Here is a 24,044-nt window from a genome sequence, read left to right as displayed (position 1 = left end):
GGGGATCCGCGGCGGCGCCGTGGTCGTTACCTGAGATGCCTGGGGCCGGAAGGGTTCAAAGAGCCTGCCTCGCCGTAACGGCCGGGTGTGTGCAACCCCTTAATTGGACTACGCGGACCCACTTTTGTCAAGGAAAAATCTTCCGGCGGGGTGGGGCTCCGGCTACTCGCGGGCGTAGGGGCGGCCGACGGTGCGGGGGAAGCGGCGCTGGCCGATGACCAGGGCGACGACCACCAGGGTGGTGATATAGGGGATCATGCTCACGAAGTAAAAGGGGATGCGCTCCTTCACGCCGGGGGTGACGGCCACCGCGGAGGCGAAGCCGTCGGCGAAGCCGAAGAGCAGCGCCGCCCCCAGGGCCAGCATCGGCTCCAGCCCGGCGAACACCACGCAGGCCAGAGCGATGAAGCCGCGGCCGGCGGAGATCTCCTTGACCAGCGCGCCGAACCAGCCCAGCGGGAGGAAGGCGCCGCCGATCCCGGCCAGCGCGCCGCCCAGGGTGCTGGTGAACAGGCGCAGGCGGTCCACGCGCAACCCGGCCACGTCCACCGCCTCCGGCCGCTCCCCCACGGCCTTGATGCGGAAGCCCAGCACGGTGCGGTGGAGCAGGAGGTGGGCCAGGACGGCGACGGCCACCGCCCCCACCGTGACCGGGCTGATCTGGCCCAGCGGCGTGAACCAGCGCGGCACCATCAGCTCGTTGGGGAACAGGTGGATGCCGGGGAAGGCCCACAGGCTGATCAACAAAAAGGGGATAAAGCCCAGGGCGAAGATGTTCAGCCCCATCCCGGCGATGATCTGATCCGCCCGCCCGTAGACGCTGATCGCCCCCAGCGCCGCGCCCACGAGCGCGCCGACCAGCCCGCCGCCCGCCAGGCCGGCCAGCCCGCTGCTGAAGACCTCCGCCGTCCAGACCCCCGCCACGGCGCTGATCATGAAGATGCCTTCCAGTCCGATGTTGACCACGCCGGCTTTCTCGTTCAGGCACTCGCCCACCGCGGCCAGCGCCAGCGGGGTCATGGCCAGCAACCCGGCCTCCAGCAGCGAAATCGGCCCCAGCCCCAGGCGCTGCAGCAGGGAGGCGAAGAGGGCGACGGCGCCCGCGACGAGCAACGCGGTCCCGGCGCGGCGGCGGGCGGTCACCGGGCGAACCTCCTCCGCAGGAGCGTCCACAGCTCCGGAACGGCCAGGGTCATCACGATCAGGCCGTTGAGGGCCCGCACCAGTTCGGAGGGCACGCCCGCCTGGTACTCCATCAGCCGGCCGCCGTGGGCCAGCGCGCCGAACAGGAAGGCGGCCAGCACCCCGCCCAGGGGGTGGTTGCGGCCCACCAGCGCCACGCCGATCCCGTCGAAGCCCAGGGTGACCACGTTGCCCAAGGTCGCATACAACGCCCAGGCCGGCGGCCGGCCGATAATCTGACTGGCGCCGGCCAGCCCGGCCGCCAGCCCGCCGATGACGAAGCTCATCACCGTCACGCCGGCGGCGTTGACCCCCGCGTAGCGGGCCGCCTCGGGGTTCTCTCCGGCCAGGCGGAGTTCGTAGCCGGCGCGGGTGCCCCACAGATAGAGGTAAACCGCGAGGCAGAAGGCCACCGCCACGAAGATGACCGCGGTCAGCGTGGCGTCTTCGGTGAGGACGGGATAGCGGGCCGTGGGCAGGGCCGGACGGGTACTGTCGCCGCGTCCGGCTCCGGTCAGAAACCCCAGGGCCAGGTATGTAGAAAGGTAGAACGCAATCCAGTTGGTCATGATCGTCGAGATGACTTCGTGCACCCCGCGGGTCACCTTGAGCAGGGCCGGGACGACGGCCCACAACCCGCCGGCCACCATCCCGGCGGCCGTCGCCGCCGCCAGGTGGACGCCCGGCGGGAGCGGGATCAATCCGGCGACGGCGATGGCGCCCACCGCTCCCACGTACATCTGCCCTTCGGCGCCGATGTTGAACAGGCCGGCGCGCACCCCGACGGCGAAGGTCAGCGCCGTGAGCATGAGCGGCGTGGCGAAGGCCAGCGTCTCGAGGACGTCCTGGACGCTGCCGAAGGCGCCGACAAACAGCGCCCGGTAGGCCCGGATCGGGTCGTGCCCGAAGGCGAAGACCAGCAGCGCCCCGGCGGCGAGGCCGGCCACGATCGTCGCCGTCAGTTCAATCAGCGGCCGGGGGAGCCGCCGGCGTCCTCGCATCGCGTCCTCTCGGGATGATGCCGCCCATCATCAGGCCGATCTCCTCGCGGGTGAACTCCTCGGCGCCGCCCACGCCGATGAAGGTGCCCTCGTACATCACGGCGATCCGGTCGCTGAGTTCGAGGATCTCGTCCAGGTCCGCGGAGACCAGGAGGACCCCTTTGCCCTCGTCCCGCATGCGGACCAACAATTCCCGGATGTCCACCGTGGAGGCCACGTCCAGCCCGCGCGTGGGGTGCACGGCGACGATGAGCACCGGCCGCTTGCTGAGTTCGCGGCCGACCAGCAGCCGCTGCTGGTTGCCGCCGCTCAGGCTGCGCACCGGCGCCCGCAGGCCGGGGGCGACCACCCGGAACTGTTCGACGAGCCGGCGGCCGTAGGCCAGGATGGCGCTCCAGTTGAGGCGGCCCCACGGTGTGACGAACGCCGGCTCCCGCTGCCGGCTGAGGATGGCGTTCTCGGTGAGGTCGAAGTTCAGGGCCAGGCCGAAGCGGGATTTGTCTTCCGGGATGTGGCCCGCCCCGCGGCGGTAGACCTCGAGCGGATGGAGGTGGCGGAGCACGGTTCCGCCGAGGAGGATCTCCCCCTCCTGGACCGGCCGCAGTCCGGTCAGGGCCTGGACCAGTTCGCTCTGCCCGTTGCCCTCCACGCCGGCGATGCCGAACACCTCGCCCTCCCGCACCTGGAAGGAGAGGTCCTTCACGGCCGGGGCGCCCTGGTCGCTGGCCACGCGCAGGCGGCGCACTTCCAGGACCGGCCGGCCGGCCGGTCTCGCCGAGCGGCTGACCTGGGGAACCACCTTGCGGCCAACCATCAGCTCGGCGAGATGCTCGGGGGTGGCCCGCTCCGTGGGGACCTCTCCCGTGACCTGCCCGTCGCGCAGGACGACCACCCGGCCGGAGATCTCCAGCACCTCCCTGAGCTTGTGGCTGATGAAGACGATGGATCGCCCCCGTGCGGCGAGCCCGCGGAGGAACTCAAAGAGGTCCCGCACCTCGGTCGGGGTAAGGGCCGAGGTGGGCTCGTCGAGGATCAGCACCGACGTCCCCCGGTACAGAGTCTTGAGGATCTCCACCCGCTGCTGCACCCCGATGGGCAGCGACTCCGTCGCCAGGTCCAGCGGGACGGACAGGCCGGTCTCCGCCAGCAGCCGCGCCACCCGTTCCCGCGCCGCCTCCCGCCGCAGGGGGCCCAGGGGGCCGGCGCCTTCCTGCCCCAGCACGACGTTCTCCAGGGCCGTGAAGGGCGGCACCAGGGTGAACGCCTGATGGACCATGCCGATCCCTTCGCGCAGCGCATCGGAGGGGTTGCTGAACTGCACGGGGCGATCGTCGATGAAGATCTCCCCACGCGTCGGCCGCAGCAGACCGGAGAGGATCTTCATCAACGTCGTCTTGCCCGCCCCGTTCTCGCCCAGGAGGGCGACGATCTCCCCCGGACGCAGGCGGAAGTCCACACCGCGCAGGGCCGCGGTGCCGTCCGGATAGATCTTGTGGATCCCCCGCATCTCGATGCGGGGCGCTCCGCTCATGGCCGTCCTCCGGAATCTCGCCTCCGGGGATCCCCGCCTCGCCGCCGGTAGCAGCGGCTGCGGCCGGACACGAACAGGGGCAAACCGGACCGCGCCACCCGCGCCTCAGTCCGCGCTTGCCCCTGCCCGGCGACGCGCCGCGCTAGCTGACCCTTCGCTTCGGCTCAGGCGTCCAGCCCAGCTCGTTGCGCCACTTCTCGATGTCCGGCTTGGTCAGCACCAGGGGGACCGTCACCCGGCCCTCCCGGATCGCCTTCTCCAGTTCCGCCACCGCCTGCCAGACCCATGCCGGCTGGGCGTCGCGCATCGCCTTCACCCGCGCGCGGATCTCGGCCGGAGGAGCCGGCAGGACCTTCTTGCGGGTCAGCCGCTCCGCGTTGACCCCCATCTGGACGAACTCGTCCAGGTCGGCCAGCGTGCTGACCGAGATGCCCTCGGCCAGGGCCCCGGCCACCCGGGTGCCGATCCCGAGCACGACCACGCCGTTGTGCTGCTTGACCAGGCTGCGGAAGGTCCCGTCCCGCACCCACTTGGTGGCGAAGTACACGCCCTTGTCCACGCGCTTCATCATGCTGGCGATGACGAAGCCGGGGTTGATCCAGTCCTGGTTGGCGTCCACCCCGATCCAGAAGGGCGGCCCGCTGCGCAGCCCCCTGGCCCGGGCGATCTCCTGCACCGCCTGGTTGATGCCCAGCCCCAGCGGCCCGGCGATGTTGTAGACGGCGACGGCGTCCTTGGCGTACATCGCCTTCGCCGCCGCGTAACCCTTGGGGATGTCGCTGAAGGTTCCCGTGTAGGTCCACAGGACGAAGTCCGACCGGTACTTGAAGGCCTTGTCCGGCTTGTTCTTCAGCATCCACTCCGTGGCCCAGCGCGCGCCCCACTTGTAGCCGATCTCAAACTTCCAGAGGACGGGGATCTCGATCCCGAACACCCCGCCGATGTACGGCTTGTTGTACTGCGCGGCGAGCAGCGTACCCAGCGCGCCCACCAGGGCGCTGCCCTTGTGCTCCTCGTAGACGATGTCCATCAGGTTGGGCAGGGGGTACTTGGCCGGGAACTTGTCCTTGACGATGGACTGGGAGAAGGTGTCGATGCCCATGAAATTCTTGTTGGGGAAGCGCTGCGCCACCTGGGCCAGGGCGTCGCTCAGCAGGAAGCCCACGCCGACCACCAGCTGCACGTCGGGATCCCTGGCCGCGGTGGTCAGGTTCGGGACGTAGTCCGCTTCCACTTTGCTGACCAGTTCCACCATCCGGACGCCGAAGTCGCGTTCGGCGTCCTCGCCGCCCTTGAAGGCCATGTCGTTGAAACTGAGGTCCCCGCGGCCGCCGACGTCCGACACCACGGCGATCTTGAACACCCGCGCGGCGGCCGGCGCGGGCGTCGGGGCGGACGTCTGCAGCAGCAGGATCACGACCACGGTGACGAGTGCCAGGAGCCCCGGTCGAGACTTCATGGTCTCCGTCCTCCTTGGGCAGCCTGAATTCGCCGCGGCAGGATCCCGCGGGGCGCAGTGACGGACCATCCTCGGCGTCCGGCTGCCGCCAACACCACTTCGCCGCGGCGGAAAGCGTACCTGCGACGCGCCGGCGGGCGTGACGGCCGGGAGCGCGGGCACGCTGCACAGAGGAGACCACTGCGCCGGCAGGAATCTAGTGCAGTGCTCCCGATGAGGCTCCGGCACCCGATGGCCCGCCCCGCCGCCCCGCGCAGGGTGCTGGTATGGCTCGTCCTGCTGGGGGCGGCCGCGGGGTGCGCGCCGCTCGCCCGACAGCCGGTACCACCTCCCCACAAGGTGGGGCTCGTCTTCGAGGTCGGCGGCCGCGGCGATCTGGCCTTCAACGACATGGCCCACGCCGGGCTGGCCCGGGCCCAGAAGGAGCTCGGCGCGCGCCTGCTGACGCGCGAGGTGGAACCGTCCCCCGGCGGTGGGAATCGGGCGGAGTTGCTGCGGCGGCTGGCGGGGGAGGAGTTCCGGCTCGTCTTCGGGATCGGCGAGGCGGCGGCGCCGGAGCTCCGGCGCGCGGCCGCGGAGTTTCCGGCGACCCGCTTCGTCCTCGTGGACGGCGTTCTCCCCGGTCTGGACCCCGCGGACAACCTCACCTGCCTGCAGTTCAGGGAGCAGGAAGGGGCGTTCCTGGCCGGCGCGGCGGCGGCGCTGAAATCCCGCAGCGGGGTGATCGGATTCCTGGCCGGGGCCAGGACGCCCCGGACCGAAGCGTCGGAGATCGCCTACACCGCCGGCGCGCGCTACGTCAGGCCGCAGACGGTCGTCGTGGCGGACTACCTCGAGGAACAGAGCGGGTCCGACGCCCGGGCGGCAGGGAGGCGGCTGGCGCTGACGCAGTTCGACCGGGGCGCGGAGGTCGTCTACCAGACGGCCGGCGCGGATCGGGGCGTCTTCGAGGCCGCGGTGCTGAGGCGCAGACTGGTCATCGGCTCCGACGCCGACCAGGCCCTGCGGGCGAAGGACGAGGCCCGGTCGCGGATCTTGACCAGCGTGGTCAAGCGCGTTGATGTGGCGGTGTACGAGACGGTGAAGGCGTTCGTGAACGGGACGCTCTCCGGCGGGTGCCGCCACTACGGGCTGGCCGGGGAGGGGATCACCTACGCGGAGAACGACTTCAACACGGAGATGCTCGCCGAGATCAAACCGGTGCTGGAGGAGTTGAGGGCCAGGATCGTGGACGGCCGGATTGCGGTGCCCACGACGCGGGCGGCGCTGGACGCCTTCCTGCGCGCCCGCCCGCGACGGTGAGTCTTCCCGGGCCGGTCGTCGTCATCGGCGGGGTGAACGTCGATGTGGTGGCCGAACCGTCGGGGCCGCCGGTGCCGGCGGTGAGCAATCCCGGCCGGGTGCGGATCGGCCCCGGCGGCGCGGGCCGCAACGTCGCCGAGAACCTGGCGCGCCTCGGGCTGTCCGTCAGGCTCATCGCCGCGGCCGACGCCCATCCCCTGACGACCGTCTCGCTGGCCGAGGCCGCCCGCGCCGGAGTGGACACGAGCGGCGTGATCCGGATCCACGGACGGGGCAACTACTACGTGGCCGTGGAGCACGCCGGGGCGCTGTTGTGGGCGGTCTCGGATATGTCGGCGGCGGAGGCGCTGGCGCCCTCCGACCTCGACGAGCGGGCCTGGTTGCTGAAGGACGCCGGGGCCGTGGTCGTCGACGCGAACCTTCAGCCGGCCACCATTGTCCGCGCGGCCGACCTTGCCGGCGGGACGCGGCTGTGCCTGCTGGCGGTGTCGGCGGCGAAGGCGGAACGGCTGCGCCCGGTGCTGCCCCGGGCGTCCCTGATCGCCTGCGGCGTCCCCGAGGCCGCCGCACTGACGGGTCTGGAGATCCGGTCCCGCGGAGACGCCGCCCGCGCCGCGCGGAGACTCCGACCCGAAGGAGGGACGGTGCTCATCACGATGGGCCCGCAGGGACTCGGCTGGTTTGGGGCGGAGGAGGTGTGGGTGGATGCGCCGCCGGTGGCCGTACGCGACCCCACCGGCGCCGGGGACGCCGCCGCGGCGGCGGCGGTCTATGCCCTGCTGACGGGGATGGAGGCGAAAGCCGGCGCAGGGCTGGCCATGGCCGCAGCCGCCATGACCCTTGAAGTGGAAGGCGCGACCCACCCCGGTCTCTCCCTGGAGGCGCTCCGTGGCCGCCGGTGACCTCCCCGAGTTCGTCGTGCTTGCCGACGAAGTCGCGTCGGCCCTGCGCCGGGGAGATCCCGTCGTCGCGTTGGAGTCCGCCGTCGTCTCCCACGGCCTGCCTCCGCCGACGGGCCTGGAGACCGCCGGGATGCTCGAGGCGGAGGTGCGGAAGGCCGGAGTCGTCCCGGCCACCGTCGCGGTCGTGGACGGCCGTGTGGTCGTCGGGGCGACCGCCGGGGAACTGCGGCGCCTCGCCGACCCCTCGGCGTGGAAGATCGCCGAACGCGATCTGGCCGTGGCGGTGGCCGCGGGGGCCTGCGGCGGCACCACGGTGTCGGCGACGGTGGCCGTGGCCGAGGCGGCAGGAATCGCCGTGATGAGCACCGGGGGCATCGGCGGTGTCCACCTGGGTGCGGAGCAGACGTGGGACGTCTCCGCCGATCTCCCGGCGCTGGCGCGGCACTCCGCCATCGTGGTGTGCGCGGGCGCGAAGGCCATCTGCGACACGGCCAGGACGCTGGAGTACCTGGAGACGGCGGGGGTGACGGCGGTGGCGTACGGCACCGACCGGTTTCCCAACTTCTACCTCCCTGACGGCGGATATCCCGCTCCCCGTCGGATCGACCGGCCGGCGGAGGCGGCGGCGATTCTCCGGAACAAGCGGCGGCTCCGCCAGCCCGGGGCGGTCCTCGTGGCCAACCCCATTCCCACCGGGGAAGCCCTGACGCCCGACGAGGTGGCTCAAGCCGTGAGCGAAGCCCGGGCGCGGGTGGGGGCGCTGCGGGGCGGGGAGGTGACCCCGGCCCTGCTGGATGCGCTGGGCCGGATCACCGGCGGGCGCACGCTGCGGGCCAACCTCGCGCTGCTGCGCGCCAACGCCGTCCTCGCCGCCGCCATCGCCTGCGAGGCGGCACAGGAAAGCCTCCAGAGGTGATGGAACACAGACCGCGAGGATGGACCACCTCGGCATCGGCGAGCGCCTGCGCAACGCGCGGGAGGCCAGGGGGCTGGCGCTGGAGGCCCTCGAACGGCAGACCTATATCCGCGCCGCCTACCTGCAGGCGTTGGAGGAAGAGCGGTTCGACCGTCTGCCCGGCCGCGCCTACGTGAAGGGGTTCCTGCGGACGTACGCGGCCGCGCTGGGCCTCGATCCCGACCGGCTGCTGGAGGCCTACCCGCTGGATGCCGAACTCCCGCCGATCGTCGGCCCGGCCGGCGTGGAGGTCCCGATCCGGCCGGCCGCGCCGCGCTCCCGACTGCGCCGCGCGGCCGCCCGCGTCGCGCTCGTCGTCGCAGCCGGAGCGCTCGTCGTCGGCATCGTCGGTTACATCCAGCTGCGAGAGTTCAACCGGCCGGTGCCTCCCGAGGTCGCGCCGTCCGCGCCGACGGTCGAGCCTCCGCCGGAACCGGCGCCGGCTCCTCCCAGCGTTCCGGAGCCGCCGCCGGGGCCCGAACCTGGACCCGAACCGGGAGCGGAACGGCCGTCGCCCTCGGAACCGGCGGCAGGGGTCACCGTCGAGGTGACGGCGACCGGCGAGTCGTGGATCCGCGTCGCGGCCGACGGTGAGCGGCTCTTCCAGGGGATCATCCGGGAAGGCGATGTCCGGCGCTGGCACGCCAGGCGGCAACTGACCGTCCGGGTCGGCAACGCTCCGGCCGTGCAGGTCCGGGTCAACGGCCGGCCCTTCCTGCCTCCGCCGCGGCGGCAGGTGTGGGAGCAGACCTTCAAAGCCCCCGACGCGCCCTGACGATGCGGGCTGAGATCATTTCCGTCGGAACCGAGCTCCTCCTGGGGCAGATCGTCGATACCAACGCGGCCTTCATCGCGCAGGCCCTGGCCGGGCTCGGCATCGACCTGTTCTTCAAGCAGACCGTCGGCGACAATCCCCGGCGCATCCAGGAGGCCTTCCACCTGGCGATGAGCCGGGCCGAGGCGATCCTGATCACGGGCGGTCTGGGGCCGACCGAGGACGATCTCACCGTGGAAGCGGTGGCCGCCGCGCTCGGCGAGGAGCTCGTCCGCGACGAAGAGGTCGCCGCCCACATCGCGCGGTTCTTCGAGACCCGGGGCCGCGTCCCGCCGGACACCGTCTACAAGCAGGCTCTGATTCCCCGCCACGCCCGCGTCATCCCCAACCGGCGGGGAACCGCGCCGGGCATCCACCTGGAGTCGGCCGGGCGGATGATCTTCATCATGCCCGGCGTCCCCTTCGAGATGGAAGGGATGATGCGCGACTACGTCATCCCCTACCTGGCCGAGCGCAGCGGCGGGACGTCGATCGCCTCGGTGGTCCTGAGGGTGACGGGAGAGGGCGAGTCGGCGGTGGAGGCCCGGATCAAAGACGTCATCCGGAGCACGGCGCCGACGATCGCGCCCTACGCCAAGTTGGGCGAGGTGCACCTCCGGATCACGGCCAAAGGTCCGCCCGAGGCGGTGCGTGAGCAGCTGACCAGGGGAGAGGCTCTGGTGCGGGAGCGCCTGGGCGATCTCGTCTACGGAGTAAACGACCAGACCCTGGAAGCGGTGGTCGGGGAACTGCTGAAGGCGCGGCGGCTGACCATCGCCGTCTCGGAGTCCTGCACCGGAGGACTCCTCGCCGAGCGGCTGACCAGCGTGCCCGGCAGTTCCGCCTATTTCCTCGAAGGCGTCGTCGCCTACAGCAACGCCGCCAAGACCGATCTGCTCGGCGTTCCAGCGGCATTGATGGAGGCCCGCGGAGCGGTCAGCGCCGAGGTCGCGGAGGCGATGGCCGCCGGCATCAGGGATCGCGCCCGCGCCGACCTGGGCGTCTCGATCACCGGGATCGCCGGCCCGAGCGGAGGGACGGCGGAGAAACCTGTCGGTCTGGTGTTCATCGGGCTGGCCGACGCCGGCGGCGTGCTGCACCGCCGGTTCACCTTCGGCTCCGAGCCCGGCCGGCAGGGCATTCGCTATCTGGCTTCGCAGGCGGCGCTCAACCTCGTCCGCCTGCACCTGCTGCGCGGGTGAGCGCCGACGGCCACCGGGTGTTCGTCGCCGTGGCGCTCGACCCGGCCCTGTATGGGGCGGTGGTGGCCCTGGAACGCCGTCTGGAGCAGGCCGGCGCGCGCCTACGCTGGGTGCCTCCGGAAAACCTTCATTTTACGCTGCGCTTTTTGGGGCACATCTCCGACGCGCAACTCGAAGCGGCGCGGCAGGCCGTGCGGGAGGGGTGCGCCGGCGTGAGGCGGTTTCGCATCGTCGTGTCGGGAGTGGGAGCGTTTCCGAGCCTGAGCCGACCGCAGGTGGTGTGGGTCGGCGTTTCCGACGGCGCAGGGGAGCTCGTCGACCTGGCCCGCCGCGTGGAAGAGGCATTGAGCCGCCACCGCTTTCCGAAGGACCCCAGGGGGTTCTCGGCGCACCTGACCCTGGCCAGGGTCAAGGAGAGCGCTCTGTGGGGCGCTACGAGCCGCGCCCTGGCCGCTCTGGAGGGTGCGGTGGTAGGTACACAGGAGGTGACCTCCGTGCGGGTCGTGGAGAGCCTCCTGCGGCCTCAGGGACCACTCTACACACCGGTTGAGGAGGTCCCGCTCTCCCCCTACGAGAAGTAGTAGTCGTCCCTGACCCACGGAGGTCATTGACAAGCGAACAAACGTTTGGTAGACTGCCTGCGACTCTGAATCCAGCCCGGCAGGAGGCACGCCCATGAACGAGCGCCAGCGCGCCCTCGACCTCGCGGTCGCCCAGATTGAGAAGCAGTTCGGCAAGGGTTCGATCATGAAACTCGGCGAGGCCGGAAGCCGGCTGGCCGTGGAGGTCATCTCCACCGGCGCGCTGGGTCTGGATATCGCCCTGGGGATCGGCGGCGTGCCCCGCGGCCGTGTGATCGAGGTGTACGGCCCGGAGTCGTCCGGCAAGACCACCCTGGGCTACCACATCATCGCCGAGGCGCAGCGCGAGGGGGGCGTGGCGGCCTTCATCGACGCCGAGCACGCGCTCGATCCCAACTACGCGCGGGCGGTGGGCGTGGACGTGGACAACCTGCTGCTCTCCCAACCCGATTCCGGCGAGCAGGCGCTGGAGATCGCCGAGACGCTGGTCCGCAGCGGTGCGGTGGACGTCATCGTCGTGGATTCGGTCGCGGCGCTGGTGCCCAGAGCCGAGCTCGAAGGGGAGATGGGCGACGCCCACGTCGGGCTGCAGGCGCGCCTGATGTCCCAGGCCCTGCGCAAGCTCGTGGGCGCCATCAGCCGTTCGCGCACCACCGTCGTCTTCATCAACCAAATCCGGGAAAAGATCGGGGTCCTGTTCGGCTCGCCCGAGACCACGACCGGCGGACGGGCTTTGAAGTTCTACGCCTCGGTGCGCATGGAGATCCGCCGCACCGAGAATCTGAAGTCCGGGGACGAGGTCAAGGGCATGCGGGCCCGGATCAAGGTCGTGAAGAACAAGCTCGCCCCGCCGTTCCGCGAGGCGGAGGTGGACATCCTCTACGGCCTGGGGATCAGCAAGGCGGCCAACATCCTGGACGTGGCCGTCGCGCACGGCATCGTCCAGCGCACGGGCACCTGGTTCGCCTTCGGCGACATGAAGCTGGGGCAGGGCCGCGACAACGCCCGCGACTTTTTGGAGAGCAATCCGGAGCTGGCCAGGGAGATCGACCGTCGGGTCCGGCTGGCCGTGGGGTTGCTCAAGGCCGCCGCCCCGGAGATCCGCGAGACCGCTCCGGCCGGGAAGGAGCCGGTCACCAGAGGAAAGGCGTAACGATGTGAGGGTCCTGCGCGTCGGGCCGCCATCCGGGCGCTGGCGCCGCCGGAGGGTCGTCCTCGACGGCGGGGTGGTCCTCCGGGTGCGGGCGGAGGATGCGGAGGCGCTGGGTCTGGAGGCCGGAGCGGAGCTCACCGCGGAGGCGGTCCGGCAGCTGCGGGCCCGCGCCGAGGCGGCGGGGGCCCTGGAGATCGCCCTGCGGCTCCTGACTGTGCGGCTGCGAAGCCGGCGGGAGGTGGAGGATCGCCTCCGCCGCCGGCGCGTCGCCCCTGAGGTGATCCGCGACGTCGTGGAGCGGCTGGCGGCCGAAGGGTTCCTCGACGACGCCCGATTCGCCCGGGCCTGGATCGCCGGGCGCCTCGCTCTGCGGCCGTCAGGAGCCCTGCGGCTGCGCGGCGAACTCCTCCGCAAGGGCGTCGCCCCCGAGGTCATCGAGACAGCCCTGCGCGAGGCGTTCTCCGAGACGGACGAGTACCAGCTGGCGCTGCGCCTGGCGCGCGCCAGGGTACGGCGCTACCGCGCGCAGCCGGCCGAGGTCGTGCAGCGGCGCCTGGCCGGCGTGCTGTCCCGCCGCGGCTTCTCCCCGGAGGCCACGGCGGCCGCGCTGCGGGCGGTTCTGGGACGGATGTTGGTGACGGACGGTGGCTGACCGGTTGCGACGGGCGACCAGTGACGAAGGATCGGCGCAGCTGGTGCTGGACCTGCCCGCAGGCCCCGCCCCCGGGTCGTCCGACGCCGCCGAAGGCATCCTGGCCGACCTGAACGAGCAGCAGCGCCAGGCCGTCACCCACGAATCCGGTCCGTTGCTGATCGTCGCCGGTGCCGGCACGGGGAAGACCGCCGTCATCACCCGGCGCATCGCCTGGCTCATCGCCACGAAGCGGGCCAGGCCGTCGGAGATCCTGGCTCTGACCTTCACCGACAAGGCGGCGGCGGAGATGGAGGAGCGGGTCGACGTCCTGGTCCCCTACGGGTATACGGACGTCTGGATCGGCACCTTCCACGCCTTCGGCGACCGCCTGCTGCGCGATCACGCCCTGGAGTTGGGGCTGACGCCGGACTTCCGCATCCTGACGAAGGCGGAGCAGGTCATCTTCTTCCGGGAACGGCTCTTCGAGTTCCCCCTGGACCACTACCGCCCCCTGGGCGACCCGACCCGCTATGTGGAGGCGATGCTGGCCCTGATCAGCCGGGCCAAAGACGAGGACGTCACCCCCGCCGAGTACCTGGCCTTCGCCGACGAGGCGGTCCGCGCCGCGGAGGCGGACCCCTCCGACCGGGAGCTGGCCGAGCACGCCCGGCGGCAGCGGGAGATCGCCCTGACCTACGCCCGCTATCAGGAGCTGCTGGCCGCGGAGGGGTGCGTGGACTTCGGTGACCTGATCACGCTCTCGCTGCGGCTGCTGCGCGAGCACCCCGCCGTGCTCCGGGAGTACCAGCAGCGATTCAAGTACATCCTGGTCGACGAGTTTCAGGACACCAACTACGCGCAGTTCCAGCTGGTCCGGCTGCTGGCCTCCGGGCAGCCCGAGCCCAACATCACGGTGGTCGGCGACGACGACCAATCCATTTACAAGTTCCGCGGCGCGGCGATCAGCAACATCCTCAACTTCATGGAGGTCTACCCGCGGGCCCGCCAGGTGGTGCTCACCGTCAACTACCGGTCCACCCAGGCCATCCTGGACGCGGCGTACCGTCTCATCCGGCACAACAACCCCGACCGGCTGGAGGCGAGGATCGGGCTGGACAAGCGGCTGCAGGCCGTGGCCCCGCCGGGGATGGCGCCGCAGCACGTCCACCTGGACACCCTGAGCAGTGAGGCGGACTGGGTCGCTTCGCGGATCGCGGAGAAGGTGGAGCGGGGCGAGGCCCGCTACCGGGACATCGCCATCCTGGTGCGCAGCAACGCGGACGCCGATCCGTTCATGCGCGCCCTCAACATGCGCGGCATCCCCTACCGCTTCACCGGCAGCCGCGGGCTCTACAACCGGGAGGAGATCCGGCTGGCCATCGCCTTTCTCCGGGCGCTGGCCCGGCCCGGCGACAACCTGAGCGTCTACTACCTGGGGGTCTCTCCCCTCTACCTCATCCCGGCGACGGACCTGGCGAAGGCTCTCAACTACGCCGACCGGAAGCACCGCACACTGGAACATGTCTTCCGGCACCTCGACCAGGAGGGGTTCGCCGATCTGGCCGCGGAGCTGGCGCCGGAAAGCCGCGCCGCGGTGGCCAAGCTCCTCCAGGACCTGGAAGAGATGCGCGATCTCATGAAAGACCACGTCACCGGCCGCGTCCTCTACGAGTACCTGGTCACGCGCACCGGCTACATCCGGCGCCTGGCCACCTCCGGTCTGCCCGAGGACGAGGTGCGGGTCGCGAACCTGGCCCGGTTCTTCGACCTCGTGGCGCGCTACGGTGAGATCGCCGCCTACGACCGTGTGCCGGAGTTCGTCGCCCACCTGGACAACCTCATCGCCGCGGGAGACGATCCCGCCGTGGCCGAGGCCGACTTCGACCAGGATGCCGTCCACCTCCTCACCGTGCACAAGGCGAAGGGGCTGGAGTTCCCCATCGTCTTTCTGGTCAGCGCGGTGGCCGACCGCTTCCCGGTGCGGAACCGCGGCGAGACCATTCCGCTGCCCGATCCGCTGGTGAAAGACATCCTGCCGGGCGGTGACTTCCACCTCCAGGAGGAACGCCGGCTCTTCTACGTCGGGATGACCCGCGCGCGGCGGGAGCTGTACTTCACCAGCGCGCGGGACTACGGCGGCCTGCGGCCGCGCAAGGTCAGCCGGTTCGTGCTGGAAGCCCTCGATCTGCCCCAGGTGGACACAGCCGCCTACAAAGCGTCGCCGGTCGAGGCCATCCACCGCCATGCCCCGCCGCAGGACGGTCAGCAGCGGCTGGAGGGGGTGCTGCCGCCGGAGACGCCGCTGACCGTGAGCTTCCGGCAGGTGGACGACTACGCTCTCTGCCCGCTGAAGTACAAGTACACCCACATCCTGCGCGTGCCGCTGATGCGGGATCACCGCGTCGTCTACGGCTCCGCGATCCACGAGGCGATCCGGGAGTACCACCGGCGGAAGGCCCGCCGGCAGCGGGTCGGTCTCGACGACCTCCTCCGCCACTTCGAGCGGGCCTGGATCAACGAAGGGTTCATCAGCCGCGAGCACGAGGACCAGCGGATGGAGGAGGGCCGCGAGGTGCTGGCGCAGTTCTACGCCTTTCAGGAGGCCTCCGGGTTTGTCCCCACCTTCGTCGAGGCGCCCTTCTCCTTCCAGGTGGGCGCCACGCGGGTCAAGGGCCGCTGGGACCGGGTGGACCTGCGGGGCGGCGAGGTGGTGCTCATCGACTTCAAGACCAGCGACGTACGGACCCAGAAGGACGCCGACCGCCGGGCCCGGGACAGCCTCCAGCTGGCCATCTACGCCCTGGCCTACCGCGAGGTGTACGGGGCCATGCCCGACCGCCTCGAGCTCCACTTCCTCGGGCCGCAGGGCGTCCTGGTCGGCGGCGCCGTCCCGGACAACGAGCTGCTGGCGGAGACCTGCGCCGTGATCGAGCGGGTCTCCCAGGGAATCCGGCGCCAGCAGTTCGTGGCCACCCCGGACTTCTACCGCGCCTGCCGGTACTGCGCCTTCGCCTCGATCTGTCCGTACACCGCCACCGGTGACCCGGAGGTCGAGGAGTGATCCGCCTCCTGCACCTGGCCGACCTCCATCTGGGCCGTCCGTTTCGGATGCTGGGGGAAAGGGGCGCGGCGCAGCGCCGCGCCCTGGAGGCGGCCCTGGTCCGGACGGTGGACCTGGCCGTCGCCGAAGGGGTCCATCTGGTCCTCATCGCCGGCGATCTGTTCGACTCCCCGCATCCGTCCCCCGCCACCTTGGACCTGGTCGGCCGCGAACTGCGTCGGCTGGAGGAGGCGCAGATCCGTATCGCGGTCGTGGCCGGAAACCACGACGTCGGTCGCGACGGGTACCTCGGCGGCCACGACCGCCTGCGCACGGCCTGCCCAAGCACGATCTTCTTTGGTCCCACTGTCGAGACCGTGACCTTTGCCGATCTGGACCTCACGGTGATCGGGCGGTCGCCCGATCCGGGCGCGGCGACCAGCCCCCTGGCCGGGTGGCCGCGGGGTCGGACGACCCGCTTCGCCGTCGGGCTGACCCACGGTTCCCTCTACCGCGCCGGGGTCGTCGAGGGCCCGGGGGTGATCCACCCGCAGGAGATCCGCGACCTCGGGCTGGATTATCTGGCGCTCGGGGACTGGCACTCGGCGGCGGAAGTGGTCGGGCCGCCGACGCCGGCGTGGTATGCGGGGTCGCCCGAGCTGCTGGCCTACGATCAGGAAGGTGCCGGGCACGTCCTGCTCGTGGAGATCGCCGCCCCGGGGGCGGCCCAGATCAGGCGGCAGCGGGTGGGCCGACGGGTCTACCGGCGGATCGATCTGGACGTCGCCGCGGCGGACGATTCCGCCATCCGCCGCGCCATCGAGGCGGCGGCCGATGCGGAGACGATCTGCGACGTGACGCTCACCGGTCTCGTTCCCCTGGACCGGATCCTGAACACCCGCGCCCTGGAAGAGGAGCTGGCCGATCGGTTCTTCCGGCTGCGCATCACCAACCGGACCCAGGTGTGGGTGGACGAACGGTCCCTGCACGCGGTCTCCCCGGACACCGTGCTGGGACGATACGTCCGCCTGATGCAGGACAAGATCGCCGCGGCGTCCGAGGAGGAGCGACCGCTCCTGGAAGAGGCGCTGCAGATGGGTGTGGCCGTGCTGCAGGGGCGGGAGGTGCTGGCGTGATCCTCCGCCGTCTTGTCCTGCGCCGCTTCCTGGGCTTGCCCGAGGCGTCCTTCGACTTTGCGCCCGGTCTGAACGTGATCGTCGGCCCGAACGAAGCGGGAAAGTCGACGATGCGCATGGCCATCCGGACCGTGCTCTACGAGAACCCGGCCACGACCTCGCCCCGGTCCCGCGAGCAGTACCGCTCCTGGGGGGCGGACGACCCTCCCGAACTGCTCCTGGAGTTCGAACTGAACGGCCGGCGCTTCACCCTGACCAAGAACTACGCCGCGCGCGAGGTCGTGCTCACCGACAGCCTGGGGCAGTCCTGGAGGGCGCATAAGGCGGTCCAGGAGCGTCTCGTCGCGGCGCTGGGACTGCCCACCGACGCCCTGTTCGATGCCACGGCGCACATCGCGCAGGCGCACCTGGATCGCATCCACGTGAGCAGCATCGGCAGGGAACTGGGTCGCGTCATCGGCGGCGGGGAAGAGGACGTCAGCGCGGCGGTGCGGCGGCTGGACGGCTACCTCAGGACGCTGGAGCGCGGCAGCCGCGGGGCGGCGGCGAGGGAGCCGGGAGCGCTGGCGGCCGCGGAGCGCAAGGTCGCCGCCCTGCGTGAGACGGTGGAAGCACTCCGGCGCTCCGCCGCCGCCGCGGAGCACGCCCGCCGGGAACTGTTCGCGGTGGCCGCGGAGCGGTCGCGGCTCGAGGAGAGTCATGCGACCAAGAAGGCGCTGCTGGAGAGCAACCGCGAGATCCTGCAGCTGGAGGAGCGTCTCGCCGCCCGCCGGCGCGAGGAGCAGATGTGGGAGCAGAAGGTCCGCCGCATCGAGGAGTACACCACGCGCCTCGTGGCCCTGGACCGCGAACTGGAGGCGGCGACATCGGCCGGGGCGATCGACGAGGCGGCGACGGTGCGTCTGCGCGCGCTGCACGAGCGGAGGGCCGGCCGCGAACAGGATCTGGCCGCCGTCCGCCGCGAACTCGAGGAGCCCGCCTTCGAGCCCGTCGCGTGGCGTCTCCCCGGCCTGGCTGCGGCCGCCGGATTGCTGCTCATCGTTGCGGGCGGCCTGGCCGTGCGGGTGCTGGGATCCTGGGCCGCCGTCCCGATCGCCCTGGGGGCGGCCGTGGTCGCGGCGGCGATCCGGACGGGCCTCCGGGCCGCGCACCGGCGCCACCTGGCCGCGGCGCGCCGGGAGGAATGCGAGCGGCGGCGGCAGGCGCTGGCCCGGGAGCTCGACGACCTGGCCGTCGAAACCCGGCGGCTGTTGGATCGGCTGGGCTGTGCCACCATCGAGGAGGCCGAGGGACGGCTGCGCCGGTACCGCGAGCTGGTCCAGCAGCGCCGGCAGACGGCCGATTTCCTGGCCACCCTGCGCGAGGGTCGGGATGACGAAGCGATCGTGGAAGCGTGGAAGACCGTCCGGCGGGACCTCTTCGGCCTGGAGGAACGGCTGCGCAGCCCCGAGGTCGCGGCCAAGCGCCTCACGCCGCTCCAGGTCCAGGCACTGGAGCGCGAGGTGCCCGACCTCGAAGAGCGTCTGGCCGCCCTGCGCCGGCGGGAGATGCGGCTGGCCGTGGACGTCGAGCGCCTGACCGCCGAAGCCGAGCAGCTGGCCGTCAGGGAAGAGCAGCTGCACGAGGCGGAGGAGGCGCTGGCCAGACTCCGCCGGCACCACCGCGTCTGCCGGATGGCGCTGGAGGGGTTGCTGGAGGCCCGCCGCGCCGCCGAGGTGCCGCTCCGCCAGGTCGTCGAGGAGAAGGCCTCCGAGTACCTGCGCACGGCCACAGCCGGACGCTACAGCCGGATGCAGGTGGAGGGGGAGAACCTCGAGCTGTCCGTGTGGTCGGAGGACGCCGGCGCCTGGGTGCCTGCGGAGGAGCCCCAGCTCAGCCGGGGTACGGTGGATCTGGTCTACCTCGCCGCCCGATTGGCCCTGGTCGCCGTGCTGACGGGAGGCAGGCGGCCGCCGCTGCTGTTCGACGATCCGTTCATCACCTTCGACGACCATCGCCGTGCCGCCGCGGTGCGCGTCCTGCGGGCCCTGGCCGCGGAGCACCAGGTCTTCCTGTTCACCTGCAGCCGTCACTACGACGCCTACGCCGACCGGCTGATCGAGCTGCCGGCGCGGGGCGATGCCGCGGCGCCGGCGATGGCGCCGGTGCGGGAGGCAGAGACGGCGCACCCCGAACCACCTCCGCCGGCGGTGGGTCCGCTGTGGGAGCAGCGATGAGGGCGGGAGCAGGCAGGACCCCGCGGGGAGGCTGATCCCATGTTTGCGCACGACGGAAGTGTCGGCATCTTCGCCATCGGCGTCGTGGCCGGGTTCTACTTCGGCCGGTTCTTCGACCGGAAACGCGATCTCGACGTCGTCGGCTTCGCCAGCCTCCTGACCGTCGTCGGAATCGGTCCCAGCGCCCTGGCGCTCATTGCCGCCTACCGCGAGGTCAACCTCCTCGACGCCTACGGCGTCGGTCTGCTGTTGGGCGTTGTGCTCAACTTCATCTCTGTCCTTGTGGCGAAGAGGAAGGCGGGAGGGGAGGGACGGCAGGCCGAGATCGCGCGGGTCGTCCTCTCCCTGACCGGGCGCGACAGCTGAAGCCGTGGTCCCGGACCTCGGCGCGCCCCGCGAGGTGCTGCGACGAAGGCGCCACGATCTCCTGGCCCGTCCCAACGTCGTCGCGGCGGGCCTCGGCTTCAAGACGGTGGCCGGCCGCCGCCAGCCGGTGCTCAGCATCGTGTGCTCGGTGACCCGGAAACTCCCTGCGGCGCAGCTGGCACCGCGGGACCGCATCCCCGCGACGATCGCCGGGGTGCCCACCGACGTCGTGGCCACGGGGCCGATTCGGGTTCATCAGCGGCGGACGGAGCGGGTCCGTCCCGCGCCCGGCGGCGTCAGCATCGGTCACCGGGATGTCACGGCCGGCACTCTGGGGTGCCTGGTGAAGAAAGACGGCGCGTCGTTCATCCTGTCGAACAACCACGTGCTGGCGGCCGAAAACGACGGGCTTCCCGGAGATCCGATCCTCCAGCCGGGTCCCTTCGACGGCGGCCGGCTGCCGGCCGACCAGATCGCCGCGCTCACCGCCTTCGTCCCGATCCGGTTCCGCGAGGCGGCGGAAGCCGGTGCCGCCGCCGGGGCGGTGGCGGCGGCGTTCAACTGGCTGGCCCGGCTGCTGCGCAGCCCGGCACGGTTGAAGCCGGCGACGACGCAGATCCCCGAGAACCTCGTCGATGCGGCCATCGCCCGGCCGCTGCGGGACGGGGAGGTGGATCCGACCGTCCTGGAGATCGGTGCAATTGGGGGGACCGCGCCTGCGGCGCTCGGCCTCGTCGTCAGGAAGAGCGGTCGGACCACGGGGCTCACCGTCGGCGAGATCCTCCAGGTGGACGTCACGGTGGATGTCCGGTACGGGGGGGACCGCGTGGCCAGGTTCACCGATCAACTGCTGGCCAGCGCGATGAGCCGGGGAGGGGACAGCGGCTCGGTGGTCCTGGACTCCGACAACCGCATCGTCGGGCTGCTCTTCGCCGGCAGCGAGACGACGACGGTCATCACACCCATCGGGCATGTCTTCGCCGCTCTGGGGGTCACGCTGTGAGCCGCTCCATCCGGGAGGTCAGAGCCCGCTATGAGGCGGAGTTGATGGCCCTCCCCGGGGTGGTCTCCGTCGGGGTGGGCGGCGGGCCGGACGGGACGCTGGTCATCGTGGTCGGATTGGACCGGCCTCGCCCCGAGACCGTATCCCGGCTGCCCCGGACGCTGGAAGGGTACACCGTCCAGGCCCAGGTCGTCGGCCGGATCGAGGCCCGGTGACGGTCGGGCTGGTTCGCTCCGGATTCTGCCATTCGCTTCCGGGGCCCGTCGGTTGACCCCGCCGCCCGCCGGCGGCTAGAATGTAGTGTTAAGCGCGCGTTCAGGCGCGAGGCAACGTCTGGCACCACGAGGTGACAGAAGAAAGCGACGTACTGCGACAACCCAAAGGAGGTGACCCGCCATCACATCCACCCTGGTGGTGACCGTACTCGTGGCGGGGGCGATCGCCTTCCTCCTTGGATATCTCCTGCGCAGATACGTCGCCGAGGCGCGGATTCGATCGGCCGAAGAGGCCGCCCGACGGATCATCGAGGACGCTCAGAAAGAGGCCGAGGCGAAGAAACGTGAAGCGATCGTTGAGGCCAAAGACGAGGCGTTCCGCCTCAAGCGCGAGGCGGAACACGAGATCCGCGAGCAGCGGGCCGAGCTCCAGCGTCTCGAGCGACGGCTGATCCAGCGCGAAGAATCCCAGGACCGCAAGGCGGAGGCCCTGGAGCAACGCGAACGGGCCCTGTCCGAGAAGGAAGCCGAACTTAAGAAGGCGCGCGAGGAGGTCAATGCCGCCCTCGCCCGACACCGCGCGGAACTCGAGCGCATCTCGGGGCTGACCGCCGAGCAGGCCCGCGAGCAGCTGCTGCGCCAGGTCGAGCAGGCCGCCCGGGACGACGCCCTGCAGATCGTGAAGAAGATCGAGGCCGAGGCGCGGGAGGAGGCGGACCGGCGCGCCCGGGAGATCATCGCCCTCGCCATCCAGCGCTGCGCCGCGGACCACACCGCCGACGTCACGGTCTCCGTGGTCCCGCTGCCCAGCGACGACATGAAGGGCCGCATCATCGGCCGCGAGGGGCGCAACATCCGCACCCTGGAAGGGCTGACCGGCGTCGACCTGATCATCGACGACACCCCCGAGGCCGTGACGCTGTCCTCCTTCGATCCCATCCGGCGGGAGATCGCCAAGATCGCCCTGGAGAAACTCATCGCCGACGGCCGCATCCACCCGGCCCGGATCGAGGAGGTGGTGGAGAAGTCCCAGCGCGAGCTCGAGCAGCGCATCCGGGAGGAAGGGGAGCGCGCGGCGTTTGAGGCCGGCGTGCACGGCCTCCACCCGGAGGAAACCAAACTGCTGGGCCGACTGCGGTTCCGCTACTCCTACGGCCAGAACCTCCTGCAGCACTCCGTGGAGGTGGCCCTGCTGGCCGGGCTGATGGCGCAGCTGTTGGGCGCCAACCCCGAACTGAGCCGCCGGGCCGGTCTGCTCCACGACATCGGCAAGGCCCTCACCCACGAAGTGGAAGGGACGCACAGCGCGATCGGCGTGGATATCTGCCGGCGGTACCACGAGCCACCGGAGGTGCTCAACGCCATCACCTACCACCACGGGGAAGAGGAGGCGCGCTGCATCGAGGCCATCCTGGTCGCCGCCGCGGACGCCATCTCCGCCAGCCGGCCCGGAGCGCGGAAGGAGACCGCCGAGATGTACGTCAAGCGGCTGGAGAACCTGGAGCGCATCGCCACCTCCTTTCCGGGGGTGGAGAAGGCCTATGCCATCCAGGCCGGCCGCGAGGTGCGCGTGATCGTCCGGCCCTCTGACGTGGACGACACCGCGGCGCAGACCCTGGCCCGGGAGGTGGCGAAGAAGATCGAGGAGGAGATGGAGTACCCGGGGCAGATCAAGGTCACCGTGCTGCGGGAGACCCGGGTCGTCGAATACGCCCGCTGATGCACCTCCTCTTCGTCGGGGATGTGCACGGCAAGCCGGGGAGGCGGATCCTTGCGGAACGGCTGGGGGAGCTGCGCCGCCGCTTCCAGGCCGATTTCGTCATCGCCAACGGGGAGAACGCCGCGGGCGGAGCGGGGATCACCCGGGCCGTCGCGGAGGAGCTGTTTGCCGCCGGGGTGGACCTGATCACCGGCGGCAACCACACCTGGCAGCTGCGCGAGGCCTACGAGCTGCTGGACGCCGATCCGCGCCTGCTGCGTCCCCTGAACTATCCCCCCGGCACGCCCGGCCGGGGGGCGGCGGTGGCCGCGGATCGCGCCGGCCGCGCCGTGGCCGTGCTCAACCTGCAGGGGCGGGTCTTCATGCCGTCCCCGGTGGACGATCCCTTCCGCGCCGCGCGGACCGAGGCGGCGGCGCTGCGGGCCCGCACGCCGGTTGTCGTCGTGGACATCCACGCCGAGGCGACGAGCGAGAAACTCGCCCTGGGCTGGTATCTGGACGGCCGGGTCAGCGCCGTGGTCGGGACTCACACCCACGTGCAGACCGCGGATGAGCGGATCCTGCCGGGGGGCACGGCCTTCATCTGCGACGTGGGGATGACCGGCCCGCGGGACGGCGTGCTGGGCATGGACCGGGAGCGGATCATCGAGCGGTTCCTGACCGGGCTGCCCGTGCGTTTCGAGGTGGCCTCCGGTCCCTCGCAGCTCAACGCGGTGGCGATCGAGATCGACGAGGAGTCGGGCCGGGCCCGGTCCATCACCCGCATTGTGGAGACCGACGAGCATGCGCATTGACCTCCACACCCACACCACCGTCTCGGACGGGTTGCTGGCCCCGGAGGCGGTGGTGCAGGCGGCGGCGGAGGCGGGTGTGGCCGTCCTCGCCGTGGCCGACCACGACACCACCGACGGCGTGGACCCCGCGCTGGAAGCGGGGCGGAGGTCCGGCGTGGAGGTGATTCCCGCCGTAGAGATCAACACCGACGTGGACGCCTCCGAGGTGCACGTCCTCGGCTACTTCATCGACCACCACCTGCCCTGGTTCCAGCAGTTCCTGATGCGGCTGCGGGACGGCCGGGTGAACCGGGCGGCCCGGATGGTCGAGAAGCTCAACGCCCTGGGCATCCCCATCCGGTTCGAGCGGGTCCGTGCCATCGCAGGCGGCGCGGTGGGGCGGCCTCATGTCGCCCGGGCGCTGGTCGAATCCGGCGCGGTGAAGACCACGGAGGAAGCCTTCGAGAAGTACATCGGCCGGAGTGGGCCGGCCTACGTCGAGCGGATGAAACTCTCCCCCCAGGAGGCGGTGGCGATCATCCTCCGCGCCGGCGGCATTCCCGTGCTGGCCCATCCGGGCTGGGGGGTCCGGGACGAGATGATCGCCGAACTGGCCGGCGCGGGGCTGGAGGGGCTGGAGGTCTACTATCCCGATCACACGCCGGCGATGGTCGCCCACTATCTCGACGTGGCCGCACGCCACCGGTTGCTGGTCACCGGCGGCACCGACTTCCACGGCGGCGATCTGGCCACGAAGGTCGCGATCGGCAGCCAGTACGTTCCGCCGGAGGCGGTGGACCGTCTGAAGGCGCGCGCCGCGGAAAAGCGTGCGGGGCAGGGGTGAAGGCCCGGGCGATGT

21 protein-coding genes are annotated in these 24,044 nt (G+C 71.3%); 17 read left to right on the top strand and 4 right to left on the bottom strand.

Annotated features, from left to right (window positions below):
- Positions 1 to 162: 162 nt before the first annotated feature.
- The 4 genes from QN141_07800 to QN141_07785 all read right to left on the bottom strand — a co-directional run bounded on the left by QN141_07800 (position 163) and on the right by QN141_07785 (position 5,173).
- Positions 163 to 1,143: an ABC transporter permease gene (locus QN141_07800; protein MDR7558377.1), complete on the bottom strand. Its 981-nt coding sequence runs from the start codon at positions 1,141 to 1,143 to the stop codon at positions 163 to 165.
- Complete coding sequence (locus QN141_07795) at positions 1,140 to 2,183, bottom strand: ABC transporter permease (protein ID MDR7558376.1); 1,044 nt, start codon at positions 2,181 to 2,183, stop codon at positions 1,140 to 1,142. Before QN141_07795 ends, QN141_07800 begins: the two co-directional genes overlap by 4 nt.
- Entirely contained in the window at positions 2,146 to 3,714 is a 1,569-nt protein-coding gene (locus QN141_07790; protein ID MDR7558375.1) for an ABC transporter ATP-binding protein, read from the bottom strand. The genes QN141_07795 and QN141_07790 overlap by 38 nt, the downstream gene beginning before the upstream one ends.
- A gap of 142 nt (positions 3,715 to 3,856) precedes the next feature.
- The gene (locus QN141_07785) at positions 3,857 to 5,173 is read right to left on the bottom strand and encodes a BMP family ABC transporter substrate-binding protein (protein ID MDR7558374.1); all 1,317 of its coding nucleotides are present in this window, start codon (positions 5,171 to 5,173) and stop codon (positions 3,857 to 3,859) included.
- Positions 5,174 to 5,404: 231 nt separating this feature from the next.
- On the opposite strand from QN141_07785, the gene QN141_07780 reads away from it, so the two are divergent.
- The 17 genes from QN141_07780 (at position 5,405) to QN141_07700 (ending at position 24,029) form a co-directional block, all read left to right on the top strand.
- Positions 5,405 to 6,475: a BMP family ABC transporter substrate-binding protein gene (locus tag QN141_07780; GenBank protein ID MDR7558373.1), complete on the top strand. Its 1,071-nt coding sequence runs from the start codon at positions 5,405 to 5,407 to the stop codon at positions 6,473 to 6,475.
- Complete coding sequence (locus QN141_07775) at positions 6,472 to 7,377, top strand: PfkB family carbohydrate kinase (GenBank protein MDR7558372.1); 906 nt, start codon at positions 6,472 to 6,474, stop codon at positions 7,375 to 7,377. Before QN141_07780 ends, QN141_07775 begins: the two co-directional genes overlap by 4 nt.
- Entirely contained in the window at positions 7,364 to 8,293 is a 930-nt protein-coding gene (locus tag QN141_07770; protein ID MDR7558371.1) for a pseudouridine-5'-phosphate glycosidase, read from the top strand. The genes QN141_07775 and QN141_07770 overlap by 14 nt, the downstream gene beginning before the upstream one ends.
- 19 nt (positions 8,294 to 8,312) lie before the next feature.
- Complete coding sequence (locus QN141_07765) at positions 8,313 to 9,107, top strand: DUF4115 domain-containing protein (GenBank protein ID MDR7558370.1); 795 nt, start codon at positions 8,313 to 8,315, stop codon at positions 9,105 to 9,107.
- 2 nt (positions 9,108 to 9,109) lie between these two features.
- A complete protein-coding gene (locus QN141_07760) occupies positions 9,110 to 10,348 on the top strand; it encodes a competence/damage-inducible protein A (protein ID MDR7558369.1) in 1,239 nt (412 codons plus the stop codon).
- Positions 10,345 to 10,929, top strand: coding sequence for an RNA 2',3'-cyclic phosphodiesterase (thpR, locus tag QN141_07755; GenBank protein ID MDR7558368.1), 585 nt, complete (start codon positions 10,345 to 10,347; stop codon positions 10,927 to 10,929). Before QN141_07760 ends, thpR begins: the two co-directional genes overlap by 4 nt.
- 94 nt (positions 10,930 to 11,023) lie before the next feature.
- Entirely contained in the window at positions 11,024 to 12,082 is a 1,059-nt protein-coding gene (gene recA, locus QN141_07750; GenBank protein MDR7558367.1) for a recombinase RecA, read from the top strand.
- Between the two features lie 4 nt (positions 12,083 to 12,086).
- Positions 12,087 to 12,734 (top strand): RecX family transcriptional regulator, encoded by a 648-nt coding sequence (locus QN141_07745; GenBank protein ID MDR7558366.1) that lies wholly within the window; start codon positions 12,087 to 12,089, stop codon positions 12,732 to 12,734.
- Positions 12,727 to 15,777, top strand: coding sequence for an ATP-dependent DNA helicase (locus QN141_07740; GenBank protein MDR7558365.1), 3,051 nt, complete (start codon positions 12,727 to 12,729; stop codon positions 15,775 to 15,777). The genes QN141_07745 and QN141_07740 overlap by 8 nt, the downstream gene beginning before the upstream one ends.
- A complete protein-coding gene (locus QN141_07735; GenBank protein ID MDR7558364.1) occupies positions 15,774 to 16,892 on the top strand; it encodes a DNA repair exonuclease in 1,119 nt (372 codons plus the stop codon). Before QN141_07740 ends, QN141_07735 begins: the two co-directional genes overlap by 4 nt.
- Positions 16,889 to 19,108, top strand: a complete 2,220-nt coding sequence (locus tag QN141_07730) for an AAA family ATPase (protein ID MDR7558363.1) — start codon at positions 16,889 to 16,891, stop codon at positions 19,106 to 19,108. Before QN141_07735 ends, QN141_07730 begins: the two co-directional genes overlap by 4 nt.
- A 39-nt stretch (positions 19,109 to 19,147) precedes the next feature.
- Positions 19,148 to 19,474 carry a hypothetical protein gene (locus tag QN141_07725; GenBank protein MDR7558362.1) on the top strand — a complete coding sequence of 109 codons (327 nt, stop codon included), beginning with the start codon at positions 19,148 to 19,150 and terminating at the stop codon, positions 19,472 to 19,474.
- Positions 19,475 to 19,478: 4 nt separating this feature from the next.
- The gene (locus tag QN141_07720) at positions 19,479 to 20,477 is read left to right on the top strand and encodes a hypothetical protein (protein MDR7558361.1); all 999 of its coding nucleotides are present in this window, start codon (positions 19,479 to 19,481) and stop codon (positions 20,475 to 20,477) included.
- Complete coding sequence (locus QN141_07715; protein MDR7558360.1) at positions 20,474 to 20,692, top strand: hypothetical protein; 219 nt, start codon at positions 20,474 to 20,476, stop codon at positions 20,690 to 20,692. Before QN141_07720 ends, QN141_07715 begins: the two co-directional genes overlap by 4 nt.
- 199 nt (positions 20,693 to 20,891) lie before the next feature.
- Entirely contained in the window at positions 20,892 to 22,412 is a 1,521-nt protein-coding gene (gene rny, locus QN141_07710; GenBank protein MDR7558359.1) for a ribonuclease Y, read from the top strand.
- Positions 22,412 to 23,206: a TIGR00282 family metallophosphoesterase gene (locus QN141_07705; protein ID MDR7558358.1), complete on the top strand. Its 795-nt coding sequence runs from the start codon at positions 22,412 to 22,414 to the stop codon at positions 23,204 to 23,206. Before rny ends, QN141_07705 begins: the two co-directional genes overlap by 1 nt.
- Complete coding sequence (locus tag QN141_07700; protein ID MDR7558357.1) at positions 23,196 to 24,029, top strand: PHP domain-containing protein; 834 nt, start codon at positions 23,196 to 23,198, stop codon at positions 24,027 to 24,029. The genes QN141_07705 and QN141_07700 overlap by 11 nt, the downstream gene beginning before the upstream one ends.
- Positions 24,030 to 24,044 lie beyond the last annotated feature (15 nt).

This window comes from Armatimonadota bacterium (assembly GCA_031459765.1).
GTDB classification, from domain to species: domain Bacteria; phylum Sysuimicrobiota; class Sysuimicrobiia; order Sysuimicrobiales; family Kaftiobacteriaceae; genus Kaftiobacterium; species Kaftiobacterium secundum.
Note: the sequence above shows the minus strand (reverse complement) of the source record. Positions and strands in the feature narration are given on the sequence as shown.